The organism is Glycocaulis sp. (assembly GCF_050485565.1).
Taxonomy (GTDB): Bacteria; Pseudomonadota; Alphaproteobacteria; order Caulobacterales; family Maricaulaceae; genus Glycocaulis.
In genome coordinates this window covers 12,509-31,928 of sequence record NZ_JBJHBQ010000013.1, presented here as the reverse complement: position 1 = coordinate 31,928, position 19,420 = coordinate 12,509, and the positions used below count along the sequence as shown (strand labels likewise).

The window sequence follows — 19,420 nt, the reverse complement described above, 5'->3', positions numbered from 1 at the left end:
AACCCCTAGCGGAGACAGACGGCGTGAATCCGTTCGCCACAGAGCTTGCCGATCTGGCACGCAGGCTGGCCCCTCCCGGGGCGCCGGGCAAAGCCGTGATGATGCTCGGCATCACGGCCAAGGCCGGCACGTCCAGCGTGGCGGCCGGGCTGGCGCGGGCGGCCGCCGTGGAAACCGGCGGGCCGGTCTGGCTGGTTGATCTGGATTTTGCCAATAATCCGCAGGCCAGCCGGGCGCGGCTCAATGGCTCGGCCTATTCCACCGAAATCGGAGCCGAACCCTTCTGGGCGGCGGAACCGGCCGGAACAGGGCGTCTGGTACTGCGCAAGCTGGAAGCGGCATACGTGCTGGTCACGCGTTTCCAGCACAAGCCCGGTGAGATGGAGCGCCTCGTCTACAAGCGCGCGCCGGGCTACTGGCAGCAATTGCGCGCCATGGCACCCTTGAGCGTGGTGGATGTACCGCACGGCTCACCAGCCATAGCAGCCGTAGCGCCTGATCTTGATGGCGTCATTCTTGTGGCCAACGCACGGCGCGACAAGCGGGCCGACGCCGAACGCCTCGCCGCCCATATCGAGAAGCTGGGCGCAAAAGTGCTGGGCGTGATCGTGAACCGCGCCCATGACTGGCAGGGTGAGGCGAGGGGAGCCGCGCAATGAACGCGCTCCACCGGGCGGATATCTGGCGCTCGGCCTTTCCCCGCCTGACCTTCCTGCCCCTGATCGAAGCGGCGCTGGCTATTCTGGCCATTCTCCTGTTTTCGCAGGCTTTGCTGGGGCCATTGCTGGTTGATCCGCTAAGGCCGGATGCCGCTGAGGCGCTGCGTCTGGTCTGGCTGCCGGTTTACGGTGTGACCCTCATCCTGATCGCCATGCGCCCTCTGGCCTTTCTGGAGACGGCGTTCAGGGCATGGCCGCTCGTGCTGCTGGCCGTGCTGGCCGGACTGTCCACATTCTGGTCGATCGATCCGGACATCACATCGCGCCGCGCGCTGGCGCTGGCCATGACGACCCTGTTCGGCCTGTGGCTGGCATCGCGTTTCGACTGGAAGTCTCTCCTGACCATTCTGGCGGTCAGCTTTGCCATTTTGATGATTGGCAGCGCGATTGCCGGGGCATTGGTGCCGGGATTTGGCGTGATGCAGCAAATCCACCCCGGTGCCTGGCGCGGCCTGTGGTGGGAGAAGAACACGCTGGGCGCGATGATGGGCTGGGCTGTGCTGGCCTTTGTGGGCGCGGCGGCGTTCGATGCAAAGCGCCGCATGATCTGGCTGGCCCTCGTTGTTCCGGCGCTGGCTCTGGTCCTGCTCTCCACCTCGCGCACGGCGCTGCTGGCAAGCTTCATCGCGATTGCCGGGCCGGGCATGATCGCGATGGCGCGCCGCGACGCGGCCTCGTCCGCAATTGCCGTCATGGCAGGCGTGGTGGGTGTTTCGCTGGGCATTCTGGTTCTGGTAATCGGCCCGGGCGTGCTGCTCGAAGCGCTGGGCCGCGATGCGACCTTCACCGGCCGGACAGACATCTGGGAGGCGCTCTTCCGCCAGATCGCCACGCGCCCGCTGCTGGGCTTTGGCTATGGCGTGTTCTGGCAGGTGGAGTTGGGCCCGGCGCACTGGGTGCGGCTGGAAACAAGCTGGCCGGTACCAACCGCGCATAATGGCTGGATAGAGACCGCGCTCGCCACCGGGCTGATCGGGGTGGGCATTGCCCTGATCGCCTATGCAGGGGCGCTTGGCAGTGCAGCTTTGCGCCTGTTCCGGGGCAACGAGACCTATTGGGCACTGCCCTTCCTCGTCATGTGGGGGCTTATCAGCTTTTCCGAGAGCAATCTGGCCGAGCAGAACTCGCTCATGTGGGTGATGTTCACCGCTACAGCGGCCAAGCTTGCTCAGCCGCGTGAGGCCGCGCCGTAAAAGCGCGGCGCAAGGCTTTCCATCCAGAACAGCTTGCCAATGCCCTGCACGGCCTTGTCGAGGCAGGCTGCACCAGCCCCAGGCCCGGCGGCCAGGCGCGCAGGCAAGGCGATCAGGCCAAACACCATTGCCTGTCCCAGCCCGACCGCCATCCAGCCCAGCAGGCCGGGATAATCGACTTTCGAGCCATGGATGCAGTTCTGGCTGGCACCCTGACCATAGGCGAAGCTGCGCGCCAGCATGTGCGGCCAGCGTGCGCGCTTTCCCTCTACATGCTCGATCACCTCGGCGCCCGCTGACCAGGCAAAACGCACCCCCGCATCCTGCAATGCAACGAACAGAAGATCGTCCTCCCCGCCCATCTCATTGGTGCGCACATCAAAGGGCGGTTCGGGCAGGGAAACGCGTGCGCGGTCGATCAGGGAATTGCCGCAGCCCCAGTCCCGGCTGCGCAATGCGTCCTCTTGCGGGCCGGTGCGCGCATAGAGGCGTTCCAGAAAGGCCCGCGCGGTCGGGCTCGCGTCCACTGCCAGCGGTGTGACCGGCCCGAACACGATGGGACAGTCCATGGCGCTGCGTGTAGTCAACAGGCTTTCCAGCCATTGCGGTTTGGCCGCCTCGTCATCATCCAGCTGGGCGATGAAGCGTCCCGTGGCCGTGGCGAACCCGGTATTGCGGGCATTCGCGACACCGGGGCGCGGCTCGTGAACATAGCGGATCGAAACCGGCGAACCTTCTGCCAGCCTGTCAGCCTGCTCGCGCGCGCTTGCCGCCGGATCATTGTCCACAATCACGATTTCATCGGGCAGGCGGGTCTGGACCAGAACGCTCGCCACCGCCCGCGCCAGCCCTTCGGCTCTGCGGAAAGTGGGGATCAGTACACTGACGGAGACGTCTTCGCTCATGCCGGTATCCGGGCAGGCGCGCCTGACAGCATGGACAGCGTCTCGCCAACCGTCAGCACGGGCAGATCCTGCGCGTCCACTTCCGCGCAGATGGTCGCCAGAAACTCCGGCGTGCAGCCCCACTCGGACGGGTTTTCGCGCACATCATGGCCATAGAAGATCAGCCAGCCCGGTTCGCGCCTTACCTCGTGAATGGCCCGCAACGCCTTCTCCAGACCGGCCTTGCCGCCATCCAGCGCCACCGCTTTTAGCAGGTTCAGATCATCGCCCTTGCGGTTGATGCCGTGGCGCACCCCGCGCAGCGCGCCATAGCGCGGCTGCAGGGCGCGCTTGATGGCCGGGCTGGCCTCTCCATAGGGAAAGGCAAAGCTGGTGCGCGGGCGCAAAATGCCCAGATCCATCAGCTCGGCGCAATTGCGTTCGCAATCGTCTGCGAAAACCTCCGCCTCGCAATGACTGGCATCGAGATGGGCGTAGGTGTGGCAGGCAATCTCGTGGCCGCGCGCATGCAGCGCCTCGATGTCTGACCGGTGCATCATCTCGCCCAGATGCGTGGTCGTGCCGAGAAAGCCCATCGCCGTGTAGAAGGTGCCTCGCCAGCCGCGCTTTTCCAGCATGGGCGCGCCGTTGAGCGCTGCCGAGCGCGGGAAATCATCAAAGGTGAATGAGACGATAGGCTCGTCGATGGCCACGCCGATAGGCCGCCTGACGCCCGCGCGTGCCGCCAGACGGCGCACCTTGCCAAACAGACTGCCTGCGGGCTGGTAGATATCGCTCATGGCGTCACCTCCTTCAGGGCTGCTGCCGCGCACGCTGCCTTGTAGGCTTTGAGCGCCAGTACGCGCGTGCGGGTCGGCAGGGCGTTCGTCCGGGACAGGGCCGGTGCCAGCGCCTGCACAGCAGCAAACAGACGCCACTGCGCCAGCAGGCGTGCGAGACGCGCGCCGGGCAGGCTTGCCTGATCGGGATGGCGGGCGAGGAAGCGGGCATAATTGACGCCGCCTTCGGCAAACTTGGTCAGCAGGCGGTCAACGCTCTGCAGCCCGCCATGGCCGGCCGGATTATCGATATGGGCCAGGCGTCCGGCCTTGGCGGCGCGCACCGCCCAGTCCACATCCTCCCAGCCCCAGCCGCGATAGGTTTCGTCAAACGGCGTGCTGGCCATCAGGCTTGCCCGCACTGCCATGTTGGAGCCTGCGAAGGCCGATGCCCCGCGTTTTGCGCGCGCTGCGGCGTTGTCCACATCGCCAGCGCGGGCCAGGGCCGCATGAACGGCGAACTGGCCCGCCCTGGCGTCCGGAACGAGATAGCCGCCATAGGCCGCGTCAAACTCCGCGCTTTCGAGCAATGCCTGCCAGCGGGCAAGAAAACCCTCAGGCAGTTCCATGTCCGCGTCCAGAAAGAGCAACCATTCGCCCCTTGCCGCATCGGCCAGCGCGTTGCGTGCGCCGGAACGCTGGATATTGGTGTCGGAGCGCAGGACACGCACCGCCCCGTTCAGGACATCGGGATGCGCCGAGAGGCGCTCGAACACGCCAGTATCGGGCGAGCCGTCATCAAACAGGACGATTTCGGTGAAGCCGCCGGCTTGTGCCAGCAGGGCGTCCAGCAGGGCAGACGGGTCATCACCGTGAAACGGGATCAGGACTGAGAGGAAGGGCGTGCTCATGCGCTCCTCCATTGCAGGCGGCGCATGGCGGGCATCACAAACACGCTGCGGCACCCGGCAACGTCCAGTGCAAGGGCCACAACCGCGTACACCAGCACACCCACAGGCACATGGAGCGCCAGATGCAAGAAGGCGGCGTCCGGCACCGGTAGCGCCATCAGCGCAGCGGCCATGATGACGCTGGCCGTAGCGGCCTTCACCCAGTCATCGATGGGCAAAGAGAGACGGAATATACCCCGGCCCATGACCACGCACGCAGCCAGCGCAATGGCGTAGGAGAGGACGGTGGCCAGCGCCGCGCCGATCAGGCCCAGCATCGGGATCAGGGCAAGGTTCAGCGCCAGGTTCAGCGCCGCACTGCCAGCCATCAGCCCGGCCATGACTTTCGGCTTGCGCCCGATCACGAAGCTCTCATGGAAGACATAGGTCATGAAGCCGTTCAGCATCGCACCCAGCGCGATCAGCGGCATGATGGGCGCTGCGGCACCGGCAAGGCTGTCAGCGATCAGAAGCCGGGCGAAGGGTTCGGAGAGCAATGCGATGCCGGTGGCGGCGGGAATCGCGATCAGACCCATCAGGCCGGCGGCCTGGCGCAGCACGGCGCGCGCGGCTTCTGCGCCCTCGTGCTCGAACGCCTTGATGGCCAGCGGCCCGGCGGTCATGCCCAGCCAGATGAAGATGATGTTCAGCGAGCGGTCGGTAATGCCGTATCCGGCGGCATAGGCACCGGTCGCAGCTTCGCCCATCAGCGCCGCAATAACGAAGCGGTCTCCGGTGGAGAGCAGGTGTTCAAACACCAGCGACACCGCCACCGGCGCGCCATAGGCAAAGAAGCGCAAAGCCCGGCGCGGCCCCGCCCGGTCGCGCTTGGCTTTGCTAAGCAGGACCGGAATGTCGATCAGTATGGCCACCACGCACGCCAGCGCTATGCCTGCGAACGGGCCTGCAGGACCCATCCCGCCCGCCAGAATGAACACCACGCCAAGGCCGAAACCGGCACTGAGGATAAAGCTTTCCAGCAGCGCAAAGCGCACAGCCTCGCCCTCGGCCCGGCGTGTTTCGAGCGCCAGCATCATGGCCGAACGCAGCACCTGTGAGACCAGCGCGAACGCGCACACTGTCTTCATTTCGGTGCTGACGGGCGCAAACGCGATGGCGCCGCCGAAGATGACAAGGCTTGCCACTGCCAGCGCGCCATAGATCGAGAAGGCGGTCGCGAGATGCCCGCCGAGGCGGCCTCTGGCGGTCGCGCGCGCATGGTGGCGCGCTACGGCGGCGTCCAGCCAGGTGAAGACAAGGGTCTGGATGAGCAGTGCGCCCGCCAGAACCAGCGTGTAGCGGCCATACTCCTCCGGTGACAGGACGCGGGTGAACACCACCACGCTGCCAAATCCGACAAGGATTTGCGCGGCATAGACCGGCAGATAGGTCAGCAGATGGCGGTTCAGCATTATCAGGCGTTCCGGTGCGCTACATCGTGTGTCTGCTAGCAAGCCCGATGCCGGAGCCGCAGCGGAACGCAGCATGCATAACAAGCCTTAAGAAGCGCCTTAACCGGCTGGAGCGTATAAAACCGTTCCGGAATGGGTCAGGTGCAGTGCGAGCGCGCCTATCTGAGGGGACGGCGAATGATGCAAGTCGAGACATGCCGCGCCCAGTCGCTTGGCAAGACCGAGCGTGACACCTGGCGCAGCTTTCAGGCGGCGGACGCGAGCTTTGCCAGTCCGTATTTCTCGCTCGGATTTCTCGATGCCATGGCCGCTGTGCGGCGCGATACCCGCGTGCTCGTGATCCGCGAGGCGGGGGCGATCAAGGGCTTTCTTCCCTTTCACAAGGGCGCGCTGGGCCATGCCCGGCCGCTGGGCGGACCTCTGAGCGACCATCATGGCTTCATCGCCGCGCCGGGCACCCGTTTCGATCTTGAGGCTGTCCTGAAAGCTGCCGGTCTGAAAGTGTTCGACTTCTTTGGCGCGATCGGTACGCAGACCGCGTTCCGCGACCATGCACAGCTGGTTGATGGTTCCTGGGTTATAGATCTGTCGGCGGGTTATAACGCATGGATCGAAACGCGCAGCGCGGTCGAGCCCAAGGCTTTCCGCAATCTGCGTGCGCGCCGCCGCAAGCTGGAAGAGGAAACCGTCAGCTTCAAATTCCGCATTCAGGACGATCGCCCCGAAGTCCTTGAAAAAGCGATAGAATGGAAATCACGCCAGTACCGGCGCACCAGCCATTTCGACGTGTTCTCGGTCGACTGGACCCGCAAGCTGATTGATACGCTCGTTAAGGGCGGGCTGGACAATGCGTCCGGGCTGGTGTCGAGCCTTGAGGTCAATGGCCAGCTTGCCGCCGCTCATGTCGGCATGCGTTCGGACACCGTCCTGCACTACTGGTTCCCGGTCTATGACCCGGAATTTTCAAAGCTGGGGCCGGGGCTGAACCTGCTTACCGAAATCGCCCGGACACTGTCGGGTGAGGGCTTGAGAGAAATTCATCTTGGCCCCGGCGAGTACGACTTCAAACGCGAGCTGGCCAGCTGGCAGTTTCCGCTGGCGTCGGGCTATGTCGCTGCGCCATCACTTTTGGGTGCCGCGCGGCAACTCGCCGATCATATCGAGGATGCCGCCGAGCGCCTGCCGCTGGGCGCGCTTTCCACCCTGCCGGGACGGGCTTTCCGGCGCATTGACCGGTTCACGGCGTTCAGGGTGGCATGACGACGCGGCGCACCCTGCTGGCGTCTGGCGGGGCGGCCTTCAGCGCCGCGTTCGCGCCTGCGGGCCTGCGCCTTGCCTCCTACGATTCATCGCCGTCTGGCCGCTTGGCCCTCTGGGAGAATACAACCGGCCCGCATTTGCGCGGTGCGGTCTTCGCCCAGCGGCGCGTCTACCCTGAGCTGGATGGCACAACATTTCTGGGGCCGGGGCCGCTGGGCGCGCCGGTCTCGCAGGCGGCGCTGGACTCGCTGGCCGAGGCAGGCGCCAATCTGGCCGTCTGGTCTGGCGCGGGCGTGTTTGGCGAAACGGGCCGCTTTGGCGTTGACCCGGCGATTGAGGACCATATCGGGCGCTGGCTGGAGATGTGCCAGCGCGCTGGTCTCTACACGGTTATCGGCTTTCGCACCGGGCCGGGGCGCAGCGCCTTTGCTTTCCACCCCGATGATGACTGGTATCCGCGCCGCCTGCTGAACAATTTGCTCTGGCGCGATGAGGAGGCACAGGCCGCCTGGGTGGCCATGTGCCTGCATGCCGCGCGCAGCTTTGGCTCGCATCCGGCTCTGGCGGGTATCCTTGCCATGGTGGAGCCCAATGGCAGTGATCTGGGCCATCCGTCTGTCTGGCCCGCCATGGCCGCCGCGATTGACCGTGGCTGGCCACAGTCTTCGGGCGTGCCGCTCATCCTCAGCCCGGACCGCTGGGCGAGGGCAGAGGCTCTTGGTGCCATGCAGAGCGTATCTGCGCATACAATCATCAACGTGCATGACTATGCCCCGTGGGAATACACCCATCAGGGCGCGCGCGCCGGCGTGCGCCTCAATGATGATGGCCGCCATCTGGCGCAGGCGATGGCTCGCTATCCGCGCTGGGCCTGTCTGGAATTTGGCGCGGCGCTGCATGCGCCGGATCTGGGCCGCTATTTCCAGACTCGCATTGCCGCGCTGGAAAGCGCTGGCGCGAACTGGGCGGCGTGGCGCTGGCCCAGCGGCTGGGACGCCTATGAGACACGCGAAACCGGCATGAATGTCACCCTGTCACGCGAGGCCATGAACGCGCTGCGCGCCGCCTTCAGCCGCAACCGGGTACGCCCGGACTGAAGGCAGCGCGCCTGCGCCGTGCGAAGAGGAGGGACTTACTCTTCTGCCGGATCGCCCATTTCATAGACCGGCTCATCAGATTGCGGCTGGGCTGCCGCGGCAGCGGCGGAGGCTTCGGCCCGCAGCACGCTGTCGCACTGCCCGCCTTCATAGAGGCCTGACAGCCAGTACCAGCGCTTCTCGGCGACCGCGCGCTGGGCGGCCAGCTCGGCTTCGCGCTGTTGCGCCCGCTGGCGCATCATGCCGCCGACCGCGCCGATGCCGGGAATGGCCCGACCCGCTCCTGACATCAGCGCGGCCTGCTGCGCGAGGCCGGTTGCAGCCTCGGTCGCATAGGTGGAATCGAAAACGCCGCCTTCGGGCGCGCCGCCGAGGACTTCGGCGGCAGCATTGGCTTCCACGATCACCTCGCGGCAGGACAGGGCAGTGTCTCCGGTGCGGATCACCTGGCCCTGCTGGGCGAGGGCGGGCGTCGAAAGGGCGGCCATCGCCAGCCCGGCAAAGAGGATGCGTTTCATCTCAGATCTCCTTCTCACTCCCCAAAGGAGCTAACGGAAGGGACCGTCTCTCAAAGCGCGCCGTGTTGCATCTGACGATAGTGGTAAGGTTTGTAAGATGTTGGAATTATTTATATCTTCAAGCCTCTCCGCGTTGTCATTCTCCGGCGGCGTAGCGATCCGGGGAACCCATGCCTCTTTAGTTCCGCAACGCATCCGCGTTGCGATATTCCGCGAAAAGTCGCGGGCGCGCAGTCGCGCTTTTCGGCGCTGCGCGCCGGGAAACCGGTATCACTCAACGCTCCCTTTTTTCTGCGTTTCCCCGACGAAAGTCCGGGTCCAGAAGGAGAACTTGGCTGGGCACCGGATTTTGCCGGTGAAACGCGCGTGAGGAGGCATCAATCTCCGGCGGCCTGTTTATCTCCTTCGTCGTTCCCGCACAGGCGGGAACCCAGCTTTTTATCTCTGGGTCCCCCGTCGAGGCGGGGGACTCCGGTGGACAGGTCAATGGCCATCCCAAAAGCTTTCATCACCCGCGCATGCGGGTGATCCATGCCTGAGAGCTTGGAGCTAGCGGATTCGTTGCAGGCATGGGTCCCCCGGACCTCGCTGCCGCTCGGCCGGAGGATGACAGTGTTTGGAGTTTGGGGAAGCGGAACACCCCTAAGGCCTGTAGCGCGGTTTTTTGTCTCCCCGATCCCGCAAGGGCGCAGAGAGCCTTGCAAACTCGGTGAGCAAAGGCCGCGTCTCTGCCGGATCGATGATCTCCTCCACCCAGAAGCGTTCGGCTGTCTTGAAGGGGGAGGAGAAGGACCGCATCTGGCGGGAGAGTTCCGCCTTCATCGCGGCCGGGTCTTCAGCTGTTTCCAGCGCTGCCTTGAACGCAGCCTCCACCCCGCCTTCCAGTGGCAGCGAGCCCCAGTCGCCAGATGGCCAGGCATAGCGATAGCGGAAGCCGGTATGGTTCATCATCGCCGCGCCCGCGACGCCGAAGGCTTTGCGCACGATGATCGCGCACATGGGAACGCTGGCCTGATAGAGCGCGGCGAGCGCCCGCGCGCCGTGGCGGATCGTCCCGGCGCGTTCGGCGCGCGTGCCGATGACGAAGCCTGGAATATCCACGAAATGGACAATCGGCAGGCGGAAGGTTTCGGCCAGATCGATAAAGCGCGTCAGCTTCTGCGCGGCTTCTGCCGTCCACCCGCCGCCATAGACTTTGGGGTTCGAAGCGATGACCGCGACCGGCCAGCCATCCAGCCGCGCAAAGGCGGTGATGACGGACTGGCCGAAATTGCGGCCCATCTCGAAGACGCTGGCCCGGTCCATCGTCGAGGCGAGGATGGCACGCATGTCATAGGCGTAGCGCTTGTCGCGCGGCACGATCGAGGACAGCGCCGGATCGGTGCGGGCGGGGTCATCCTGTGGCGTGGTACGTGCGGGCAGTTCGTGGACGGAGTTTGGCAGATAGGAGAGGAACCAGCGCGCGGCCTCCATCGCTTCGGCCTCGCTGGCAAAGGCGTCATCGACTGCGCCAGCGGCGAGCTGGATGTCCGCTCCGCCGAGCTCCTCCTTGGTGACGTCCTCGCCAATGCCAGCCACCACAGGCGGCCCGGCGACGAACATCTGCGCCTGCCCTTTGACCATCACCGAATAATGGCTGGAAACGGCGCGGGCGGCACCAAGGCCCGCCACCGGCCCCAGCAGCAATGAGACCACAGGGACAGTCTCGAGATTCTCCACCACCAGATCCCAGGCCGGATTGAAGGGGACGTAAGTAGCGCCCATGTCGAGAATGGATTTGACCGAGCCGCCGCCGCCCGTGCCTTCGATCAGGCGGATCATGGGCAGGCGTAAGTCCCGCGCCATCGCCTCGGCCTGTATCTGTTTCTCCACGATGGCGGCATCGGCTGCCCCGCCGCGCACGGTGAAATCGTCCGCGACCAGCACCACATCGCGGCCCCGCACCTTTGCGCGGCCAAAGACGCAGTTGGCCGGCATCAGCCCGGTGAGATTGCCGTCCTCGTCATAGCTTGCTGTGCCTGCGATGGAGCCGATCTCGCGAAAGCTCCCCTCATCGGATAGAAGGGCGATGCGCTCGCGCACATTCAGCCGCCCTGCGGCGCGCTGGCGCTCCAGTTTTTCGGGTCCGCCCATGCCTCGGGTCAGCGCCTGACGCTTGCGCAACTCGTCAATTTCGTCTTTCCAGCTCATCCGTTCCACTTTCCCCGCGCATCAGGACACCCGACTCACATGGCCAGTTTTCCCTTTGAGATCGCCGCCGTCGATGGCCAGGCGCGCACCGGCACCCTGAAAACATCGCGCGGGGATATCCGCACGCCTGCCTTCATGCCGGTGGGGACGGCAGCGACAGTAAAGGCGCTCTATCCCGATCAGGTAAGGCAGGCAGGCGCGGACATCCTTCTGGGCAATACCTACCACCTCATGCTGCGCCCCGGCGCGGAGCGGGTGAATCGCCTCGGCGGCCTGCATCATTTCATGCGCTGGGACGGGCCGATCCTCACTGACTCTGGCGGGTTTCAGGTCTGGTCGCTGGCGGGCCTGCGCAAGATGAGCGAGGAGGGGGTGGCCTTCAAAAGCCATATCGATGGCTCAAAGCACATGCTGACGCCTGAGCGCTCCATCGAGATTCAGGCCGATCTTCTCGGCGCTGACATCTCCATGCAGCTCGATGAATGCACGCCCTTCCCGTGCGAGCGCGATGCGGCGGCCAAATCCATGGAGCTTTCCATCCGCTGGGGGCGGCGCTCGAAAGAGGCGTTTGGAGAACGCGCTACCCAGAACCTGTTCGGCATCGTACAGGGTTCGGTCTATCCGGACTTGCGCCAGCAATCGGCGCAAAGCCTGATCGAGACCGGGTTTGACGGCTATGCCGTCGGCGGGCTTGCGGTGGGTGAAGGGTTTGAAATGATGTGCAATGTGCTGGACGTGACCACGCCGCACCTGCCGCAGGACCGCCCGCGCTATCTGATGGGTGTGGGCCGTCCGATTGACCTCGTTGAGGCGGTGGCGCGCGGGATCGACATGTTTGACTGCGTGATGCCGACGCGTTCAGGCCGCCATGGTCAGGCATGGTCCGATTACGGCCCGTTCAACCTGAAAAACGCGCAATATGCCGAGGATGAAAGCCCGCTAAACGAGGCGGTGAACTGCCCGGCGAGCCGTGATTATTCCAAGGCCTATCTGCACCACCTGGTGCGGGCGGGCGAGTATCTCGGCTCCATGATCCTCTCCTGGCACAATGTCGCCTATTACGAGGACCTGATGGCGCGCATGCGCGCGGCTATCGCTGAAGGCCGGTTCGAGGCGTTCCGCGCAGATTTCCTTGCCCGCTGGGAAGAGGGCACGGGCAAGCGCGCATAAAAGCGGCCTCCGCTAAGGGAGGCCGCTGGAAGCTGGATTGCAGGCGCTATTGCTAGCGGTTGATGTTCAGTTGTGAGTTCAGCTCGGCCTGCGTGGCCGCCAGAACGATGGCATTGGCGCTGGCATCAAAGGCCGCGTCGCTGGCCAGCACCGCATGCGTGCGCGTGCTGCCCTCAGGGCGGATCACCACATGATACTGGCCCGAGGACCGGCGCGTGCGATGCACATGGCCGGCATAATAGCCATCACGGGTATAGACCCGCACCGGAGCGTACTGGACGCGGGCGCTGGCCCTTGCGCGCGGGGCGTTCGGCGTGCTGGCGCGCACATAGGCGCGCGACTCGGTTTCCAGCTGGGTGCGCAGCGCCGCATTGGCTGCCGTGCGGTCATGGCGCGGCAAGGCGCGGTCCAACTGGCCGGTCAGGCGGGTATCGATGCCAAGCCCGGTGCGCTGGTCGATCATCGCTTCGCTGCCGAGCACACCCAGCCGGGCATCCGTGGTTTGGTTGACCGTACCGGTGACCTGACCGGTGACATCGGGCAATTGGGCGTGGGCAGCGCCCGCGAAGGACGCGATGACGACTGTCGTCACAAGAATGCGTTTCATCTTCATCTCTCCCTTCTGATCCGCCACGGGATTTCCGGGCGTATCAACATGAGAGAAACGGTTAACTCTGTCTGCAGGTTCCCCGCGGGGAGGGTGGTTAGCGCTCGGTCAGCCACTCAAGCGCCGCCTCGCGATCATCGAAATGGCGGAAGATGAGGGCGGGCGGATCTTCGTAGAAGAAGCTCTCCCACGCATCGAGCACGTCGCGCAAAGCGGGCCGCGCGCGCAGATAGGCGGTCTTGCGCACTTCGTTTGGCCGGTAAGGCAGGTGACGGCGCCGGACCATGGACAGCTCGATCATCGCTTCGACGGGAAAGTCGAGCGAGAGTGTGGCCGAAAAGTCCAGAAGGGCGTTAAAGCCTCTGGGAATGGCACCTTCGTCTGCCAGTGTCATCAGCTTGCGGATGGCGCTGGAATTGGCACGCTCAGGGTAGGTGATGATTATCAGCCTGCGCTCGTCAAAGAGCTCGAAGGCAATATCGTCAGCCATCAGTCTGACCTGCTTTCAATCGGAAATGTCTGGATCATCGGACAGCAAGAACTCGTGCGCTGCCGCGTTAACCATGCTGATAACGTGGGAGACCCTGTGGTGCAATGCGCCCCGCGCACCCCGATTGCAGAGCGGCAGCGCTACTGCGCTGCTGACGCATCATCAGCAAGGCCATAGCGGATGAAGGTCTGCTCCAGAATGCGCCGGTTGCAGCCATAGCCGTCAAACAGGCCGCGCAAATAGGCGCGTCTTGACCACGCCATCTCGCGCTGGGCGCGCGCCTGTGCCTCGATACGCGCCGAATTCTGCACGAAGCGGACAACGGGCCGGACCGGGTTCAGCCCCACAATGGCCGAATAATAGGCGTCTACGGCGGCGTCCTGCGCGGCATCCGGCGCACGTGCCAGCAGGTCCTGGCCCGAATCCCACATGGAGCGCTCGCGCGCTTCCTCCTCCGTTTCGTCGGGGGCAGGGGGCTGTTCGCGATCCGGGCCGAGCACAGCGGTCAGGCGCGCGATATCAGTGGCCACGGTGGAGCACACCCGGCGCGCGCCAGAGCCGCCATAGGGCGTGGGGACGGTGCGCTCGCCTTCTTCCACCATCACGGCTCCGGGACGCTCGCGCGGCGCGCCCAGCGCATCATAAGCCGCCGGCATGGTGCGCCCTGCCGCCTCATCGAACGTCTCGCGTGAGGTGTTGCAGGCACCCAGCCCGGAAAGGCACGCCCCGCACATGGCCACAACAAGCGCAAATCTCATGGTCCCGGTCCTCCCTCGCGCAAACGTTGGCTTCCCATCATGGCAAAGCCATGGCAAACAGCCTGCCTGACGCGCGTGCATCACGCACCTGACTGCCTTGACCGGCGGTGCGGGCCTCTATATCTACGCGCACTCTTGATGAGAGCCGGTAGCTCAGCTGGTAGAGCAACTGACTTTTAATCAGTAGGTCCCGGGTTCGAGCCCCGGCCGGCTCACCAAGAATTTCAAGGCTTTGATATGGTTTTTCACGCGCTCCGCCGCGTCTGGTTCGCGTTGCGTGGAAAACCCTGCGCGCCGCGATTTTGTTCCCGGCGGCCATGTCCTTGCCACAGCGCACTGTTAACAAGCCGCGCGAAGGGGCTTCTCACTGGCCCCCGCATGCCTATTTAATCTTGCAGACGAGCGAAGCTCTGCCGGAAGAGGCGTACCAGGTGAGGCGAAACGGCGAATGGGCATGACGGACCCGCGCAAACCATCGGGACCAAAGGGGCCGTCGGCGCCGGGACCGGGCGACACGGAGCGCCAGACGGGCATTACCGTGAAAACGCGCCCGCGTACCGAGCGCCCGTCCATGTACAAGGTCTTGCTGCTCAATGACGACTTTACGCCGATGGAGTTCGTCATTCAGGTTCTGATGGTGATTTTTCACAAGGACCAGGAAGACGCGACTCGCATCATGCTGCATGTTCACCAGAATGGGGTGGGGGTTTGCGGCGTTTTTACCTACGAGGTAGCTGAGACCAAGGTGGCGCAGGTTATGGACGCGGCACGCCGGGCACAGCATCCTCTCCAGTGCACCATGGAAAAGGACTAGTCCCGTGCCATCATTTTCGCCTGCCCTTGAGCAAAGCCTGCATATCGCGCTGACGGCGGCCAATGAGCGCCGGCACGAGTTCGCGACGCTCGAGCATCTGCTGCTGGCCCTCTGCGATGACGAGGATGCCGCAGCGGTGATGCGCGCCTGCGAAGTCGACGTGGAGGAGCTGCGCGCCACGCTCGGCGATTATGTCGATAACGAGCTGGCGAGCCTGGTCATCGATAATGATGATGACGCAAAACCCACTGCCGGTTTCCAGCGCGTCATCCAGCGCGCGGTGATTCATGTCCAGAATTCAGGACGCGAGGAAGTGACCGGCGCGAACGTGCTGGTCGCGCTCTTTGCCGAGCGCGAAAGCCACGCCGCCTACTTCCTGGCCGAGCGGGACATGACCCGCTATGACGCGGTCAATTTCATCTCCCACGGCATCGCCAAGAAGCCGGGCGCGGACGAGAGCCGCCGCCCGACGGGCGCTGACGAGGCCGATGAGGATGTGGCTGAGGACAAGGATGATGCGCTGGCCGCCTATTGCGTTGATCTGAACGCCAAGGCCAAGGCGGGCAGTGTCGATCCGCTGATCGGGCGCGCTGCGGAAGTGGAGCGCTGCGTGCAGATTCTCTGCCGCCGCCGCAAGAACAACCCGCTTCTGGTTGGCGATCCGGGCGTGGGCAAGACGGCCATCGCGGAAGGGCTGGCCCGCCTGATCGTGGAAGGCAGCGTACCCGAAGTGCTCCAAGAGGCGACGATCTACTCGCTCGATATGGGCGCGCTGCTGGCTGGCACGCGCTATCGCGGTGATTTCGAGGAACGCGTCAAGCAGGTGGTCAAGGCGCTCGAAGCGCGGCCCAACGCCGTGCTGTTCATCGACGAAATTCACACCGTCATCGGCGCCGGTGCGACCTCTGGCGGGGCGATGGATGCCTCCAACCTGCTCAAACCAGCCCTGCAGTCCGGCTCGCTGCGCTGCATGGGTTCGACGACCTATAAGGAATACCGCCAGCATTTCGAGAAGGACCGCGCGCTCGCCCGCCGCTTCCAGAAGATTGATGTGGTGGAACCCAGCGTCGCCGACGCCATCAAGATCCTGCAGGGGCTCAAACCCTATTTCGAGGATTTCCACGATGTGCGCTTCACCAATGAGGCGCTGAAAAGCGCGGTGGAGCTGTCTGATCGCTATATCGGCGACCGCAAGCTGCCGGACAAGGCCATCGATGTGATCGACGAGGCGGGCGCCTCCATGCGCCTCGTGGCGCCGTCCAGGCGCAAAAAGACGATTGGCGTAAAGGAAGTGGAGACGGTCGTCGCCAAGATCGCGCGTATTCCGGCCAAGTCGGTGTCGAAGTCTGACGAGCGGGTGCTGAAAGATCTCGATGTCTCGCTCAAACGCGTCGTGTTCGGCCAGGATGAGGCGATCGGCAAGCTTTCCAGCGCGATCAAGCTTGCCCGTGCGGGCCTGCGCGAGCCGAGGAAACCCATTGGCTGCTATCTCTTCTCCGGCCCCACCGGCGTCGGCAAGACCGAAGTCGCCCGCCAGCTCGCCTCCGTGCTCGGCGTGGAGCTCCTGCGCTTTGACATGAGCGAATACATGGAGCGCCACACGGTGAGCCGCCTGCTTGGCGCGCCTCCGGGCTATGTCGGCTACGATCAGGGCGGCCAGCTCTCCGATGCCGTGGACCAGCACCCGCACTCGGTCCTCCTGATGGACGAGATCGAGAAGGCGCACCCGGACATTTTCAACATCCTCCTCCAGGTCATGGATAATGGTGAGCTGACCGACGCCAACGGCAAGAAGATCGACTTCCGCAATGTGGTCCTGATTATGACCACGAATGCGGGCGCGTCCGATGCTGCCAAGGAAGCCATCGGGTTTGGCCGGGGCAAGCGCGAGGGCGAGGACACGGCCGCGATTGAAAAGCTGTTCACGCCCGAATTCCGCAACCGGCTTGATGCCGTGATCGGCTTTGCCGGCCTGAAACAGGATGTGGTTGCCCGCGTCGTGGAGAAATTCGTTCTGGAGCTGGAAGCCCAGCTGTCCGACCGCGGCGTCACTTTCGAGCTGACCGAGCCTGCGAAAGCCTGGCTGGCGGCGCGTGGCTATGATGAGAAATTTGGTGCGCGTCCGCTGGGGCGCGTGATCCAGGAGCACATCAAGAAGCCTCTGGCCGACGAGATTCTCTTTGGCCAGCTGCGCAAGGGCGGTGTGGTGAAGGTCGATGTTGATGCCGCCGACGAGGACCGGCTCGATTTCGAGATCATCCCCGGCGACCGCATCAAGTCGCAGGGCAAGGGCAAGTCCGGCGCCAAGCGCAAGCCGGAACCGGTGCGGTAGGCTTTCACAGCGCTTAAGCCCTCGTGCTTCGAGACGCACTGCGTGCTCCTCAGCATGAGGGCGTTGTGCACTTTTCCCTCATCCTGAGGGTGAGCGTAGCGAACGTCTCGAAGGATCAGGGAAAAGCCCCGGCGATCAGGCCAAGCACTTTGCGTCCGGGGTTTCACGCCTCTTCACATTGCCCTTCATGGGCGCTTGGCCTATCCCGGTTGCGAACACGCAGAACCGGAGACCCCCGCCATGGCCAGCAGTTTTTACGCCCACCTTGCCAGCACCTTGCAGGAGATCGAGGCCGAGGGGCTCTACAAGCGTGAGCGGGTCATCACCTCGCAGCAATTCTCCGAGATCGATGTCGCGAAGAATGGTGGCGACAGCCATGTCATCAATTTCTGCGCCAATAATTATCTCGGCCTTGCCAACCGGCCTGAGCTGATCAACGCCGCCAAGGACGCGCTGGATCGCTATGGCTATGGCGTGGCCTCGGTACGCTTCATCTGCGGTACGCAGAGCGTTCACCGCGAACTGGAAAAAGCGCTGGCCGCCTTCACCGGCCATGAGGACGCGATCCTCTACGCGGCGGCGTTTGACGCCAATGGCGGCCTCTTCGAGCCGCTGCTGGACGAGAATGACGCCATCATCTCCGATGCGCTCAACCACGCCTCCATCATTGACGGCATCCGCCTGTGCAAGGCGAAACGTTATCGCTACGCCAATTCGGACATGGATGATCTGGAGGCGAAGTTGAAAGAGGCGCGCGCGGCCGGCGCCCGCCACATCCTTATCGCCACGGACGGCGTGTTCTCCATGGATGGCTATATCGCCGGGCTGAAAGATATCTGCGATCTGGCGGAGAAGTATGACGCCATCACCATGGTCGATGACTGCCACGCCCATGGCTTCATGGGCGCGAAGGGCCGGGGCAGCGTGGAGTATTGCGGCGTGCTGGGCCGGGTCGATATCGTCACCGGCACGCTGGGCAAGGCGCTGGGCGGTGCGATGGGCGGGTTCACCTGCGCCAGCCAGAGCGTCATCGACATTCTGCGCCAGCGCTCGCGGCCCTATCTCTTCTCCAACTCGCTGGCTCCGGCCATTGCGGGCGCCAGCCTGAAGGCGCTGGACATGGTCGCGAACGGCGATGACTTACGCGCGCGGCTGTTCGACAACGCCAAGCGCTTCCGCGCGGGCATGAGCGCTGCCGGATTCGAGCTATTGCCCGGCGAACATCCGATCATCCCTGTGATGCTGGGCGACGCCAAGCTTTCACAGGACATGGCATCCGCGCTGATGGACGAAGGCGTCTACGTGATCGGCTTCTTCTACCCGGTGGTCCCCAAGGGCAAGGCCCGCATCCGCACGCAGATGAGCGCCGCCCACACCCCCGCCCAGATCGACCGCGCGGTGGAAGCGTTCACGAAGGTGGGGAAAAAGCTGGGGGTGGTTTGATGGAGGAACAGTTCTACAAATCAAAGCGGTATCTGACTGTACACGCCGGCTTGCTGCTGCTGGTAAGTTTTGTGGGAGTTAGTTCGACCAATGACGGGATGTCGTTGTTTGGTATTTCCCTTGGAAATATCGAACAAATTGGCCATGTAATAACTGCTGTATGCATTTTTTATTCAATTCAATTCTTGCTACAAAGATCCGCACAGAGCCATGAGTACAGGTCCAGCTGGCAAATGGTGGCAAATGATGCAATCGTAATTCTTGTAGTCATTTTTGCAATCGCTATGCATGCAGTAAAAAGTATTTTTGACGGACTTAATTTGTTTTACGCGTCTTTTATTTTTATATCAATATTCATTATTACAGCATCGTTGTTTTACGCGGTATTTTCAATTAATAAAAAATTATCTCTCCAAAGGTTGGCTAAAAATCTCTCGGAGGATGTAGACCTGTTCCACATGTTGACTAATGGGCAGTGGTTTCTTGTTTATTCAATTTCTCAATTTGAGGCGACCCAAGGCACTCATGGTTGGAAGGAGGTGACTTTCGAAGAGGATGGCGTGATCGGAAAGGGGAGAAATAAAAACGAATCCACTTGGTCGATCGTTAGAGGTTATCTAGAAATACTTAATGAGAAAGGCAGTTTGCACTCGAGATTTTATTTTAATAAAGAGGATGGCATATTCGTCCATACCGATGACGCTGATACAGCGGCACTATCTGGACAAAGAATTGTTAGGTCATTGGATAGCGTAATCTCGACCAGCACGCCTAAATGAACATCAATGGGTAATGTATTTTTTG

18 protein-coding genes and 1 tRNA gene are annotated in these 19,420 nt (G+C 63.3%); 10 read left to right on the top strand and 9 right to left on the bottom strand.

Annotated features, from left to right (window positions below):
- Positions 1-23 precede the first annotated feature (23 nt).
- Both ACQ5ID_RS12895 and ACQ5ID_RS12890 read left to right on the top strand, forming a co-directional pair.
- On the top strand, positions 24-659 hold the full coding sequence (locus ACQ5ID_RS12895) for a hypothetical protein (RefSeq protein ID WP_371394255.1): 636 nt from the start codon (positions 24-26) through the stop codon (positions 657-659).
- Positions 656-1,912: an O-antigen ligase family protein gene (locus tag ACQ5ID_RS12890; RefSeq protein ID WP_429912841.1), complete on the top strand. Its 1,257-nt coding sequence runs from the start codon at positions 656-658 to the stop codon at positions 1,910-1,912. The genes ACQ5ID_RS12895 and ACQ5ID_RS12890 overlap by 4 nt, the downstream gene beginning before the upstream one ends.
- On the opposite strand, the gene ACQ5ID_RS12885 is transcribed toward ACQ5ID_RS12890, so the two are convergent.
- Genes ACQ5ID_RS12885 through ACQ5ID_RS12870 form a run of 4 tightly spaced genes read right to left on the bottom strand, consistent with a single transcriptional unit; the run spans position 1,888 to position 6,012 of the window.
- Positions 1,888-2,817 (bottom strand): glycosyltransferase family 2 protein, encoded by a 930-nt coding sequence (locus tag ACQ5ID_RS12885; RefSeq protein WP_429912840.1) that lies wholly within the window; start codon positions 2,815-2,817, stop codon positions 1,888-1,890. The genes ACQ5ID_RS12890 and ACQ5ID_RS12885 overlap by 25 nt on opposite strands.
- Entirely contained in the window at positions 2,814-3,596 is a 783-nt protein-coding gene (locus ACQ5ID_RS12880) for a polysaccharide deacetylase family protein (protein ID WP_429912839.1), read from the bottom strand. The genes ACQ5ID_RS12885 and ACQ5ID_RS12880 overlap by 4 nt, the downstream gene beginning before the upstream one ends.
- Positions 3,593-4,486: a glycosyltransferase family 2 protein gene (locus ACQ5ID_RS12875; protein WP_429912838.1), complete on the bottom strand. Its 894-nt coding sequence runs from the start codon at positions 4,484-4,486 to the stop codon at positions 3,593-3,595. The genes ACQ5ID_RS12880 and ACQ5ID_RS12875 overlap by 4 nt, the downstream gene beginning before the upstream one ends.
- Complete coding sequence (locus tag ACQ5ID_RS12870; RefSeq protein ID WP_429912837.1) at positions 4,483-6,012, bottom strand: polysaccharide biosynthesis C-terminal domain-containing protein; 1,530 nt, start codon at positions 6,010-6,012, stop codon at positions 4,483-4,485. The genes ACQ5ID_RS12875 and ACQ5ID_RS12870 overlap by 4 nt, the downstream gene beginning before the upstream one ends.
- Before the next feature lie 102 nt (positions 6,013-6,114).
- Between ACQ5ID_RS12870 and ACQ5ID_RS12865 the strand changes: the two genes are divergently transcribed.
- Positions 6,115-7,197, top strand: coding sequence for a GNAT family N-acetyltransferase (locus ACQ5ID_RS12865; RefSeq protein WP_429912836.1), 1,083 nt, complete (start codon positions 6,115-6,117; stop codon positions 7,195-7,197).
- A complete protein-coding gene (locus ACQ5ID_RS12860) occupies positions 7,194-8,294 on the top strand; it encodes a hypothetical protein (RefSeq protein WP_429912835.1) in 1,101 nt (366 codons plus the stop codon). Before ACQ5ID_RS12865 ends, ACQ5ID_RS12860 begins: the two co-directional genes overlap by 4 nt.
- Before the next feature lie 35 nt (positions 8,295-8,329).
- Here ACQ5ID_RS12860 and ACQ5ID_RS12855 read toward each other — a convergent pair whose 3' ends face one another.
- Both ACQ5ID_RS12855 and ACQ5ID_RS12850 read right to left on the bottom strand, forming a co-directional pair.
- Positions 8,330-8,812, bottom strand: coding sequence for a hypothetical protein (locus ACQ5ID_RS12855; protein ID WP_429912834.1), 483 nt, complete (start codon positions 8,810-8,812; stop codon positions 8,330-8,332).
- A gap of 642 nt (positions 8,813-9,454) precedes the next feature.
- Positions 9,455-11,002: an acyl-CoA carboxylase subunit beta gene (locus tag ACQ5ID_RS12850; RefSeq protein ID WP_429912833.1), complete on the bottom strand. Its 1,548-nt coding sequence runs from the start codon at positions 11,000-11,002 to the stop codon at positions 9,455-9,457.
- Positions 11,003-11,041: 39 nt separating this feature from the next.
- Here ACQ5ID_RS12850 and tgt point away from each other — a divergent pair, with 39 nt between their 5' ends.
- Positions 11,042-12,172 (top strand): tRNA guanosine(34) transglycosylase Tgt, encoded by a 1,131-nt coding sequence (gene tgt / locus ACQ5ID_RS12845; RefSeq protein WP_429912832.1) that lies wholly within the window; start codon positions 11,042-11,044, stop codon positions 12,170-12,172.
- Between the two features lie 52 nt (positions 12,173-12,224).
- Here tgt and ACQ5ID_RS12840 read toward each other — a convergent pair whose 3' ends face one another.
- The 3 genes from ACQ5ID_RS12840 to ACQ5ID_RS12830 form a co-directional block, all read right to left on the bottom strand.
- Positions 12,225-12,779: a hypothetical protein gene (locus tag ACQ5ID_RS12840; protein ID WP_429912831.1), complete on the bottom strand. Its 555-nt coding sequence runs from the start codon at positions 12,777-12,779 to the stop codon at positions 12,225-12,227.
- Positions 12,780-12,876: 97 nt separating this feature from the next.
- The gene (locus ACQ5ID_RS12835) at positions 12,877-13,269 is read right to left on the bottom strand and encodes a hypothetical protein (RefSeq protein WP_429912830.1); all 393 of its coding nucleotides are present in this window, start codon (positions 13,267-13,269) and stop codon (positions 12,877-12,879) included.
- Between the two features lie 140 nt (positions 13,270-13,409).
- Entirely contained in the window at positions 13,410-14,027 is a 618-nt protein-coding gene (locus ACQ5ID_RS12830; RefSeq protein ID WP_429912829.1) for a hypothetical protein, read from the bottom strand.
- Between the two features lie 142 nt (positions 14,028-14,169).
- Between ACQ5ID_RS12830 and ACQ5ID_RS12825 the strand changes: the two genes are divergently transcribed.
- The 5 genes from ACQ5ID_RS12825 to ACQ5ID_RS12805 all read left to right on the top strand — a co-directional run bounded on the left by ACQ5ID_RS12825 (position 14,170) and on the right by ACQ5ID_RS12805 (position 19,395).
- Positions 14,170-14,245 (top strand) — tRNA-Lys (locus ACQ5ID_RS12825).
- A gap of 236 nt (positions 14,246-14,481) precedes the next feature.
- Entirely contained in the window at positions 14,482-14,841 is a 360-nt protein-coding gene (gene clpS, locus ACQ5ID_RS12820) for an ATP-dependent Clp protease adapter ClpS (RefSeq protein ID WP_371395063.1), read from the top strand.
- 4 nt (positions 14,842-14,845) lie between these two features.
- Positions 14,846-17,173 carry an ATP-dependent Clp protease ATP-binding subunit ClpA gene (gene clpA / locus ACQ5ID_RS12815; protein WP_429912828.1) on the top strand — a complete coding sequence of 776 codons (2,328 nt, stop codon included), beginning with the start codon at positions 14,846-14,848 and terminating at the stop codon, positions 17,171-17,173.
- 240 nt (positions 17,174-17,413) lie between these two features.
- The gene (locus tag ACQ5ID_RS12810) at positions 17,414-18,616 is read left to right on the top strand and encodes a glycine C-acetyltransferase (protein WP_429912827.1); all 1,203 of its coding nucleotides are present in this window, start codon (positions 17,414-17,416) and stop codon (positions 18,614-18,616) included.
- Positions 18,616-19,395 carry a hypothetical protein gene (locus ACQ5ID_RS12805; RefSeq protein WP_429912826.1) on the top strand — a complete coding sequence of 260 codons (780 nt, stop codon included), beginning with the start codon at positions 18,616-18,618 and terminating at the stop codon, positions 19,393-19,395. Before ACQ5ID_RS12810 ends, ACQ5ID_RS12805 begins: the two co-directional genes overlap by 1 nt.
- Positions 19,396-19,420 lie beyond the last annotated feature (25 nt).